This is a genomic window from uncultured Bacteroides sp., from assembly GCF_910586915.1.
In the GTDB taxonomy this organism is placed as follows: Bacteria; Bacteroidota; Bacteroidia; order Bacteroidales; family Bacteroidaceae; genus Bacteroides.
In genome coordinates, this window is the sequence record NZ_CAJULN010000070.1 from 1 (window position 1) to 10,213 (window position 10,213).

Sequence of the window (10,213 nt, forward strand, 5' to 3'; positions counted from 1 at the left end):
ATGAAGAACGACTTGCCCGAACCGCTCGGTCCCAGCACGAACTTGTTGCGGTTGGCTATAATTAATGTGTATAAAACTTTATCTGTTTAATACTGAATATCAAAGATTTATAGTATCGAATATATCAATATTAATATTTTGCAAACATGCAATTTGCATACAAAGAGAGTGATTATAAGAAAACAGAAAAGGATATTTGTTGTTAAGGGGTAAATGTGGTAGGAGATGTTTTTATATCTGTTTTCTCTCGTTTTTCAGTGAAAAATAGACATGATACTGGCAAAAAGAGAAAGAAACTCTGTTTTTCTTTTTTCGCCAGCATATATAATTTGCTGTCAATAGAAATAGGTTTAAATTGGTTTGGATATATATACAAAAGAATAAACTAAACTTTCAGGAGCGGGCAGCAATAGTGATGTAATACGTTGTTCCATATCTGAATAAATTGATTTGATTCCTTTACGTTACCCGGTAGCCCATAGCCAGACCTTTTGGATTAGCCGCCAACCCACGTGCTAAAGGAACATGGCGATTAGAACTGATAAAGAAAGAACATTAAAAGAAGACCGACAGTAAGTACAACATATCTGATACTTAATACTGCCTTATCTGAGTATTTGGTATTATAAATATTATCTTGAAATTTCTCAAATAAGATGCGAATCCTTTTCTTATTATAATATATGTACACAACAATCCAGGGAAGTATAAAACCAATTATCCATACAATAAATGTTGTTAGTTTAGACATATATGAAAAAAAGAAATCTCCTGTTAAAAAAAACGAGAATAAAAAAGATGCGAACATATAAGTTATTGAAATAACTTCCGATAATATACAACTTGCACCAAAACGCGGAAATTCCTCATTTTTCAAGCAAACCAAATAATACCTATAGAATAGATAGTCAATAATCTTTTTCATGCTTCTATTACAGCTAATGGCTTGGAAAGGAACACCGTTTAGGGGTTATCTTTCCTTGTTATGAACTTCTTCCAAATATTCTTCTATGCTAAAAATGTGAGTTTCATTATCACACCGCTCTAAATTCTCGTTGCTGTCGTTATTGTCTTTTCGGAAAGCAAATAGATAGGCATAATTTTTATTGCAGTTTTCTCTGTCTGTTTCCGAGTAAGGGTGTTTTCGTTTTAACCCGTAAATGTCAAAGCGATAATTACCTTTAGGCATTTGTATTTCATCAGAATGATAAAACGAATGTGGGTTATCATTTATATCAAATACTTCTCCCATAAACACACATTGACTTTTAGCTACCAAATCACGGTGTTCTTCAAAAAACTCAAAGGAAGAAAAGCAAAGTTTATCATCTGTTCCGATTGTAATAAACCAATCTTTATAAAGATAAACCTGTTCCCAATCCTCTGGAATATTCACATCTTTTTCTGTTGTGATATAGATTGAATATTGATACGTTGGTATTTGATAGATAGGCAATGCTATCCCTTTGGCAATCATTTCCAAAAACATATCCTTATGCTTATCAAGATACGACAGCATTTTCTTTGCTCGGCATTTCTTCTCTTGCATCCATTCATTGAATGTACCGGGCGAATATATGAATAGCCCATAACCGAAAGCATAAATGTTATTTAGTTCTTTCATACTCATATTTTTGCGCTTTAATTGTTCATAATGGGATAGCGGGGAACGCCATTAGGCGTTATCACGCTTCGTTACCGATATATTCTATAAGTAAATGTTAGACCATTTTGTATCATCGCCCCATTTTCTTTTTTTACTATCAATAAGCCACTGATTTGATTTACATACACAGACATAGCAATGAAGTTCCTTCATCAATCCTTTTTCGATACATGTATATACATGGAACTTGTTTTTTGTAACTCTTTCTATGTCTGTGATAGTTTCTTTACTGGGGTCATATTTATAACTGCCTTCAAGTCCCCATGAAAGGCAATTCGGTAAACCCATTTTTCTGTCCTTTGAAGTACAGAATTGGCTGAAAATAGAACTTATTTTCAACTTCATCAATTCTGTTTTTTCTTTTTCCGACAAATCAGGCTTATTGTCTATATCTTCACAATATATTTCCCAACCATTCATTTCTGTGAAAAATGCGATGATTGTTCTTTTTATTTCCTGTTTTATTTCTAAATCTTCCATTTCTCTAAATTTATTGGTTTAACATTTATCGGTAATTTATTTATAACCGCACCTTATGGTGTTGTTCCTACACTTCTAAATTATAGCCTAATCATCCGAACAATCCAGCGGATTTTGGATTTTTGCTTTTCAAATTAGACTATCCGCAAATATAGCAAAAGTGCAGTACACCACGAAGATGTACCGCACTTTTCTCCACATATTGTGCGGGCTTTAACATTTACAGTTTGTATCCTTTGTTTTCCCGGTTTATGGCTTGCCCAGTCGGTTGGCTTCCTTTTTCAACTGCTCGGCTTGTTCATTGAGCAACCTTGCACGTTCCAACGCTTCCGCCTGCTTCCTGCTGCGGTATTCAAACCCCGTCACCGAATCAGTCAGGTTTTGGATGAAAGCGTTATCCCGTTCCCTACTAAAATTCGTTTCCAGCAAATCAAGGCAGCCCCCGTCCGCTTCCCCTTTCATCAGAATGTAGCGGTATTTCATATCGTTGTCCTGCAACTGCTGCATTCGTCCAGCCAAACGGACATTCAGGAACAAAGAAACGAAACAGACAACCAGCCCTGCCAAAAAAACAAAAAGTTTCGGGTGTAACAAACCGCTTATCCTCCGGGACAACGATGCAGGTTCGGTTTCCGCTTTTTCAGTTGTGCGCTCCTTACGGTAAGAATCCAACGCATCCAGCATTTCTTTCAGACAACGGTAGGTAGCCGTTACAAATTTCCTCACTTCTCCGATGGATTGCTGCTGCTCCTGTTCCGCATTCCTTATGTCGGCAAGTTGGCTTTGGATAGCCTGCAATTCCTTTTCGGGAACAGCCGGGCTACTGTGGAGTTCCGATAATGCCTGCTCGATTGCTCCCAACCGTTCGAGAGTTTCCTCCCGGCTGGCTGGCGTTACCTGAGCTTCCAGCTTCCCTTTCAGTTCCGTAACCATAGAGAGAAGCCCCTCTAAAATCAAATTGTCTTCCATGTCTTTACAGTTTAAGTCGTTTTTTCTTCTTCTTTCTCAAATTAAAATTAGGTTCTTCATCCACTGGGGGAGAAGAAGCGGAAAACAGACCGAGCGAACCAGTTATCAACGGACTGTCAGCCTTGCCCGGTGCAAGTGCTTGCTCCCGAACGGGCGCGAAAGTTGTTTGCCGTTGGCTTCCGGCAACATTCATTCCTGCATACCCGAAACATTTGTCCAGTTTGGAAAAACTGAAACTCCGGTCTATCTCCGAACCCTTGAACGTGTATTCACCTTTGGAAAAGGATATGCCCTGTATCTCGTCGGTCTGTCCCTTTCGTTTGAACCGGACGGTAATACCCTTTTCTGCTAACCGCTCCTGTAACTGCTGCCAGTTACGGGATTTGCCGATTTCGTTCTTCACAGCCGTGTAAATCTCGTATTTCGACTTGTCCGGCTCTTTCAGTCGGTGCTGCTTTACCTGTTCTTTTCCACCAGCGAAATAAAGCCCGTGTTTGGCTTTCAGCTTCTTGCATACCTGTTCGTTACGGTACATGTCGTTCTTGTCCGAAATGGTCTTGCCGTTGTTGTCTATGCGATTGAATACAATATGTACGTGCGGATGCTCCCGGTCTTGATGGCGCACGATGATATACTGCGTATCGGTGATTTTCATTTCACGCATATACTCCTGCGCAAGCTGTACCATCTTCTCGTCTGTCAATTTGGGTGCATCCACTGCCGAATAACTTAACGCAATATGTCCGACAGGCTTCTTCAAATCGGGATTCATCCCGGTCTGCATACAGAAGCTGCGGATTATATCGCTCCGGCTTTCCGTCAGAACCCCGTCCGCATGGAGCAAAACCGCCTGCTCCTTGCCAAGCACATAGTTCACACAGCCCTTAAAACCGCTTCCCTTTTTTATTTTTCCAATCATCCGACAAATGGTTTATGATTCCAATAATCCTGTTTTTGAGCTTCACCAGTTCCACCGCCACCAGTGCGAAACCTCCGGCATTCGCCTGGTGCGCCAACTGGTTGATGTTGTTGGCTTCCCCTGCCAGTTTGCGGATGGTGTCCGCATCCTGCCTGTTCAGCCGGGGTATGACCTCTGCCGAAACAACCGCCTGCCTTACATACTCACTGACACGCAACCCGGCTTCCCCGGCTCGCTTCCTGATGGCGTAATACTGCAACTCGGTCAGTTTCGTACTGACAACCCGTTGCTGCTTCTCTATCCGTTTCTTTGCCGGACGTCCCCCCGGCTTGTCCTTTATACTCGTCATGGTTTTTTACGTTTGAATGGTGTCTTAAAAATTGCGACCAACGGGAGAAATTTTCTTTGCGGTGAGCAAAGCAAGGTAGTTTCGGTTTACCGAAACATAACCTTGCTCTCCAAATAAACCGCCAGCCGTTGGTAGTCCTGCCGGATTAAATGCCCCTGCCTCTCTTTTGTCTTGGGGCGGCACGTTGTCCGGTTTCCTGCTTCGTTTCCTGCACTTGGCTGGCTTCGTTTTTCTGTTCCTGCTTCCTGCCGCACAGATAATCGTTCAAGTCCGAATATCCCCTATAATTGTGCGAGAAGTCACGCACACGGTAGGAGTATTCCAATTCGATAGCCCGTGTCGCTTCATATCCAGCCTTGTCATTGTCAAGCATACAGTGGATGCGTTCATACGGGTACAGCACGTCAATGGCTTTCGGCACGTTGACAGTCGAATTAAGAATGACATAGTCCTGTCTGTCAAGGTCGGGCATGGTCGGGCAGTTCTTCATCCGGAGCGTGAGGAAAGAAAGATAGTCCATAAAACCCTCGAATACCAAACACTTCTCTCTCGGCTCTCCCTGCTGCCGTATATGGGTGATGTCTTTCGGGGCGATGCAGCCTTTGAAAAAGGAATTGCGAACCTCGTAACCTCCTGCTATGTTCGGGAAACCGATAGCAAAGAACGGTCTGCCGTTATTGGTAAAATGGAGTTCCTTACATTCTCTTTTTGCCAGTTCGACATTGATACCCCGTCCCTGCAAATAACGGAGCAATGCCGGATGGGTAAGGTCACGGACTTCCAAATGCTGGAAGCTCGGTTCTGTCCTACGCTGGGGAAAAGAAAAACTGACCGGACGGACGTGCGGTGTCTGTTCCGCTATCCGGTTTAAAAGGTATGGCAGGCTGTCGGAACAATAGAGTTCCTTTGCCAGTGCGATGATGTTGCCGCCCTTGCCTGCGCCAAAGTCATACCAAAGGTTGCGGTCAGTGTTCACCTTGAAAGACGGTTCGTGTTCCTCCCTTAACGGTGATTTGTACCATAAGCCGTTACCCTGCTGCTTGACAGGAGAGTAACCTAAACTATGCAGATAGTCTGCGATGGGTATTTGTTTCACATCTTCGATGTTCATAACATTTTCTTTTTTGGGGATTAAAAAATAGTTGAAAAGTGCGCCAGTCCTGTTTAGTCCGTTATATATATACCCGTACCATACTAAACCTGCCTGTTCCGATACAGGGAAATAGTAAGTCCGTTCCTCTTATATATACACCCGGACTAAACCAAACTGACTTTTAATAATGGAAATCGGGATTATAGCGGTAGCCCTTGCCCTCTTTCACAATCATGCGCTTGTTCACAAGGAACTTGTTCAAATCCACATGGATATTGCGTCCACGCTTGTAGCCGATACTTGCATAACCCTGTTTCAAGGTCTTTAGGACATTCTCGTAACCATATATGACCTGTTTGCCAAAACCGTTTTCCAAAGCTGTCCTGTGCTGTTGCTCCGTCAGTTCTGCCAGTGGAAAGCCCCTGTCTTGGCTGGGTTGCTTGAATACATAACCGTCCACGGCTTCGGGCAATGCGCTGTCGTTGATACGGAATGCGAACGGGTCAAACTCCCGGTCACGTATGTGCATCGCCTTTACCTCGCTTATGTTGCCGTCCTGCGTACTTTTGGTGATTTGCAGGACGGTTTCAGCCTTATTGTTCAGTTCCGTACCGATATGCCCCCTTGTGTTGTCATCCCCCTTGTTCAAATGCAGTACGGTATGGATATGCAGGTTATATCCGCTTGACCAGCGCATCAAGAGGTTGATTAGGTCAGTCGATTCGCTGGGGCTGTTGATGTCATACATCAAGTCACGGATTCCGTCAATGATGAGCAACCCCACATCGGGCATATTTTCAAGCATATAACCGATAATCTGTTTCCGCTTATCGGGTGTCTGCTCCCTTAGCACGATGAAAACAAAATCGTCCCTGTCCTTGTCGGTAGGCAGTCCGGCAAGCCGCAAAATACGCTCCATGACCTTATGGCAATGGTATTTGCTCTGCTCGGTATCTACATAAAGGATTTTCCGCTTGTTCGGTGGCAGGTATGCCGAATACTTCAGTACCTCGTCATTCTTCAACGCTGCCGCAACGATAGCGGAGATGTTGAATGTCTTTTTGCTCTTGGCTTTACCCGTGGATGCGCTGAAATTACCCAGCGTGCCAATGGTAGAGCCGTTCACCCAGAGTATTTCGGGCGGCACTTCGTAAGTGTCCGTTACCTTTAAATGAATGGTTTTCCAAAGGGCTGCGAAATCCTCTTTCTGCATGGTAACACCCTGCCCGGCTTCTTCTTTCCTCTTATTTTCCATAGTTACGGATTTTCCGGTTTGCGCTCTTGGCGATGGCGAGTGCCGCCTCGTCCTTGTCGTTCACCCTTTTTGCAAGGTTTTCCGCCCACGTGAGAAGCTCTTTCCGTGAGAAAAGCAATTTGTTCCCGTATTTGCGGAACGGCACTTCCTTTTTTGCGGTCAGCTTGTAGAGCCGTGCCTTTGAAATCAGAAAACCGTGTCGTTCCAGCACCTCTACCGCCACATCGGGCGTGAGGTTGTCGGGTTCGTTCCTCGGCTGGGTGAATCCTGCCAATGACTGGGAAACGGTTTCGCTCACGATAGCCCGGAGTTCTTCGGGCGTTGTCAGAATAATGTTCGTCATATTTTCTTCCTTTTTTAGTTATTACTTGGCTACCGTCATAGCCGTTGCAACCGGTTGATGCCGCAAAGGAAGAATAAAAGAAACCGATTATTCAATTACTAATCACTTGACACAGACCGGACAACTTGGGACAATGCAGGACATCCGGCAAGATTGGAGCGGGATAAAAAAAGGGACAAACGATGTATTGGTGATTTTGTCCTTCCAACACACCGTTTGTCCTATGTATGTTAAGTGATTATGCGAATGCTGCTATTTCACATCCTTTAACCTTTCAAGTTGGGAAACGACTTCTTTTATTACGAAATATTTGTTTCCCGACAGCCCTATGTCCGTACGGGATATGAAACCGAGTTCCTCCCACCGGGCTACGGTCTGCCTGCTCACGCCCGCCATTTTCGCCAATGTCTTTTGGTCTATCAGTTCCCTGCCCTCGAATACGGGGTACTTGTATTTACGGGTGGCATGGCTGAACCTTATTTTCTCTATCGCCTTGTCCACGTCTTTGACGGTAGGGGGAATATATGATTTCACATGCAGTACGGCTTCTTCTATTTCGTAGCCTGCGTATTCGGGATTCTGCGCCAGTTCCCCATAAATGGCACTGAAACATTCAAGGTGTCTAATCTTCACCGTCTTGGTTTTCTTGTTCGGCATGGCTCAATCGAATTTGGTTAATAACTGCGCGTTCCTTATCCGCTCCTCCTGCTCGAAACTGGCGAGGTAGTTCTCCGTGATGGCAAGGCTTGAATGCCCCAAACTCTCGGATATGTAAGCGATGTTCGTTCCGCTGCGTTTTAAGACAGTCGCATAGGAATGCCGGGCGGAATAGGTCGTGAAACGGGGGACACCGACAGCTTGGGCTATTTTAGCCAAAGCGATGTTGCAACGGTGCGTTACCCGTCTGACTATTGCAGAAATGGCGAATTCGTTCTCCGTTTCTCTGGCGTACTTGAAAAGGAAAGTATCGGGTTTCCCATCGTCCGGGTTTCCCCACCGTTTTATAATATCCCGCATTTCGGGAGTGAGTACCGCCCTTATTTCCCGTATATGGTTGGACGTGTGCGATGTCTTGGAGCGTACAAAGCAGATTTCACCGTCCACGATGTTCCCATACCGCAAGAAAAGCATATCCCTGAAATTGATACCGTTGCACAGGTAGGAGAAAAACCAAAAGTCCCGGTACTTCTCAACGGTCTTGCTGCCCTTGTATGTCACGACTTTTTTTATCTGTTCCATCGTCAAGGCTAACTTTCGGCTGTTGCCGCTCGGTATCTCGTACTTCCCCCTGCCGAACGGGTATTGGGCTTCTTTTAAAATCCCGTTGCGCCTTGCGTCATTCACCACGCATTTAAGGGCTTTCATATAGAAATTTATGGTGGTGACGGTCTTGCCCTCGTTCCGCAGGAACTTGTCAAGGCGTGACAGCCAGTCCGCAGAAACCGCAGAGAACGGCACGCTGCCGCCTGCGAACCGTTCTATGCTTTTCAACGTGCTGCGGTAGTTATAATAGGAATTTACCTGCCCGTTGAGTTTGAATGCGTCTATTTTCCCCTGTATGGCTGTGTTAAGGGTTGTACCAGTACACCTGCCCAGCCTCATGCTGAGCGCATCGAAACAGAAGTCCCCACGTTCCGCAAGGGCTTCCACTTGGCTTTTTATGATGGAGAAACTGTTTTCCACGCTTGCCCGTATCTCAATCAGTCTGCGGCTCTTGCTTTCGGCAAGGATTTCCCAGTCCTCTTTGGACAATTCCTTTCCGGTGGAATAATATTTCTGCTTGCGGTTGTGTATCACTTGTATCTTGACAGGGAACAGACCGCTTTTCTTCGCCCTGCGTGCATCCAGTACCGACAGTACGGATATGCCATCTTTTGAATACTTGAACATAGGCTGCCTTGTTTATTGTTATACGTCTATTTTGTACATACGATTTGCATACAAAAATAGAGATTATCGGAAAAAATAGCAAATCAAAAGCCAAATCATTTTCCTAACAATCTCTAAATATCAGCTATTTATACACAAACTCAAACAATATAAAAACGGTAAAAATATAGGGTATTATTACGGTTGGTGGTGATACCCCGCTTCATCGGCAGGTCGCTGATGTCGAGGTGCAGGGGCTTCCCCGTGAGCCTGTCCACCATCTTGATGCCGAAGGGCGAGAGCGAGCTGCGGTAGTTGGTTTCCTCCGTAAAGAGGCACACCGCCTGCTCGATGAACGTATGGAAACTCTCTTCCGCCGGGAAGTCCGCCGCGTTGCCGGGCATCGCCGCCCAGTAGAGCGTCGGGCAGTCGATGGTGTTGTGGCGCGGCACGCACTCCATGCTTGCCAGCTGGCTGCCCACATCGTTCTTGATGTGCTTCAGCTCCTCCGCGTCGTCGCTCCACGCCATGACGTTGAAGTGCGCCCGTACCGAGGTCAGCCCGTAGGAGTGCGCTTCGTTCAAGTATTGGTCTATCCACTCGCGGTTGATGCTGTTGCTCCTGCTGTATCGGGAGAGCGACTGCATGTTCCTCGCGGACTTCTCGAACTTCTGAAGGTTCTCCTCGCTGTTGTCGATGATCACATACTGGTTGTAGATGTGGTTGCAGGAGAGCAGCAGCCCCACCGGGGATGCGAAGGAGAGGCGGCAGTCGCTTCTGTCCGTGGAGAGTTTCTCGTAGCGGATATCGGTAGCCACCTTTCCGGGCATGTCCTCCGCGTCGGAAAGGGTGTGCAGGCACAGGCGGTTGTCGCCGATGCGCATTTCCCTTGCCGAGAGGTCGATGTCCTGCAAGGTCGCATCGCCTTCGGGCATAAGCGAGAAGTAACGCTCTATCAGCCCGGCGGACTTCTCCGTCCCGACAAGCTCGTCGGTGGAGAGCCGGCGCAGCCTGACAAAGCCGCTGTCGTTCATGATGCGCTCGAACTGTTCGGCGGCTTCCATGAACTTCCCGGCGGTTTCCTTATCCAGCTCTTTCGGGATGATATGCCCCCGGCACAGCGTGCTGAAGTTGCTCTGCATCCGGTTACGTTCCTTCGTCGTCTTGGTCAGGTAGAGGTAGCAGGAGTGCTTCAGGTACGGACGCTCGTTGAAATGACGCTCGTTGGAGCGGCTCAGGAAGCTCATGTCCTCCTTTTGCAGTTCCGGCT

The 10,213-nt window shown here is 45.9% G+C and carries 10 protein-coding genes and 2 pseudogenes; all 12 read right to left on the reverse strand.

The genetic code is table 11. From position 1 onward, the window contains the following. Nucleotides 1-68, reverse strand: a pseudogene (locus tag QZ331_RS14470) (hypothetical protein); the annotation flags it as partial. Nucleotides 69-970: 902 nt separating this feature from the next. Beyond that, nucleotides 971-1,630 (reverse strand): hypothetical protein, encoded by a 660-nt coding sequence (locus QZ331_RS14010; protein ID WP_234059278.1) that lies wholly within the window; start codon nucleotides 1,628-1,630, stop codon nucleotides 971-973. A gap of 78 nt (nucleotides 1,631-1,708) precedes the next feature. Then, complete coding sequence (locus tag QZ331_RS14015; protein ID WP_294631312.1) at nucleotides 1,709-2,146, reverse strand: NTF2 fold immunity protein; 438 nt, start codon at nucleotides 2,144-2,146, stop codon at nucleotides 1,709-1,711. Nucleotides 2,147-2,395: 249 nt separating this feature from the next. Further along, nucleotides 2,396-3,115: a hypothetical protein gene (locus tag QZ331_RS14020; protein ID WP_294631314.1), complete on the reverse strand. Its 720-nt coding sequence runs from the start codon at nucleotides 3,113-3,115 to the stop codon at nucleotides 2,396-2,398. A 4-nt stretch (nucleotides 3,116-3,119) separates the two neighbouring features. Continuing rightward, entirely contained in the window at nucleotides 3,120-4,034 is a 915-nt protein-coding gene (locus QZ331_RS14025; protein ID WP_294631316.1) for a relaxase/mobilization nuclease domain-containing protein, read from the reverse strand. Then, nucleotides 4,000-4,383 carry a MobC family plasmid mobilization relaxosome protein gene (locus tag QZ331_RS14030; RefSeq protein WP_294631318.1) on the reverse strand — a complete coding sequence of 128 codons (384 nt, stop codon included), beginning with the start codon at nucleotides 4,381-4,383 and terminating at the stop codon, nucleotides 4,000-4,002. Before QZ331_RS14030 ends, QZ331_RS14025 begins: the two co-directional genes overlap by 35 nt. Before the next feature lie 145 nt (nucleotides 4,384-4,528). Beyond that, nucleotides 4,529-5,494, reverse strand: coding sequence for a toprim domain-containing protein (locus tag QZ331_RS14035; RefSeq protein WP_294631320.1), 966 nt, complete (start codon nucleotides 5,492-5,494; stop codon nucleotides 4,529-4,531). Nucleotides 5,495-5,657: 163 nt separating this feature from the next. After that, on the reverse strand, nucleotides 5,658-6,731 hold the full coding sequence (locus QZ331_RS14040; RefSeq protein WP_178309461.1) for an AAA family ATPase: 1,074 nt from the start codon (nucleotides 6,729-6,731) through the stop codon (nucleotides 5,658-5,660). Next, a complete protein-coding gene (locus tag QZ331_RS14045) occupies nucleotides 6,721-7,074 on the reverse strand; it encodes a helix-turn-helix domain-containing protein (protein ID WP_005856071.1) in 354 nt (117 codons plus the stop codon). The genes QZ331_RS14040 and QZ331_RS14045 overlap by 11 nt, the downstream gene beginning before the upstream one ends. A gap of 252 nt (nucleotides 7,075-7,326) precedes the next feature. Then, nucleotides 7,327-7,731 carry a hypothetical protein gene (locus QZ331_RS14050; protein WP_294631329.1) on the reverse strand — a complete coding sequence of 135 codons (405 nt, stop codon included), beginning with the start codon at nucleotides 7,729-7,731 and terminating at the stop codon, nucleotides 7,327-7,329. Nucleotides 7,732-7,734: 3 nt separating this feature from the next. Beyond that, nucleotides 7,735-8,964 (reverse strand): site-specific integrase, encoded by a 1,230-nt coding sequence (locus tag QZ331_RS14055; RefSeq protein ID WP_294631331.1) that lies wholly within the window; start codon nucleotides 8,962-8,964, stop codon nucleotides 7,735-7,737. 176 nt (nucleotides 8,965-9,140) lie between these two features. Then, nucleotides 9,141-10,213 (reverse strand): annotated as a pseudogene (locus tag QZ331_RS14060) (TraG family conjugative transposon ATPase); the annotation flags it as partial.

Bases quoted from the DNA above. Each gene is read 5' to 3' on its own strand.
- QZ331_RS14010 (WP_234059278.1), bottom strand. From the start codon at position 1,630: ATGAGTATGAAAGAACTAAATAACATTTATGCTTTCGGTTATGGGCTA.
- QZ331_RS14015 (WP_294631312.1), bottom strand. From the start codon at position 2,146: ATGGAAGATTTAGAAATAAAACAGGAAATAAAAAGAACAATCATCGCA.
- QZ331_RS14020 (WP_294631314.1), bottom strand. From the start codon at position 3,115: ATGGAAGACAATTTGATTTTAGAGGGGCTTCTCTCTATGGTTACGGAA.
- QZ331_RS14025 (WP_294631316.1), bottom strand. From the start codon at position 4,034: ATGATTGGAAAAATAAAAAAGGGAAGCGGTTTTAAGGGCTGTGTGAAC.
- QZ331_RS14030 (WP_294631318.1), bottom strand. From the start codon at position 4,383: ATGACGAGTATAAAGGACAAGCCGGGGGGACGTCCGGCAAAGAAACGG.
- QZ331_RS14035 (WP_294631320.1), bottom strand. From the start codon at position 5,494: ATGAACATCGAAGATGTGAAACAAATACCCATCGCAGACTATCTGCAT.
- QZ331_RS14040 (WP_178309461.1), bottom strand. From the start codon at position 6,731: ATGGAAAATAAGAGGAAAGAAGAAGCCGGGCAGGGTGTTACCATGCAG.
- QZ331_RS14045 (WP_005856071.1), bottom strand. From the start codon at position 7,074: ATGACGAACATTATTCTGACAACGCCCGAAGAACTCCGGGCTATCGTG.
- QZ331_RS14050 (WP_294631329.1), bottom strand. From the start codon at position 7,731: ATGCCGAACAAGAAAACCAAGACGGTGAAGATTAGACACCTTGAATGT.
- QZ331_RS14055 (WP_294631331.1), bottom strand. From the start codon at position 8,964: ATGTTCAAGTATTCAAAAGATGGCATATCCGTACTGTCGGTACTGGAT.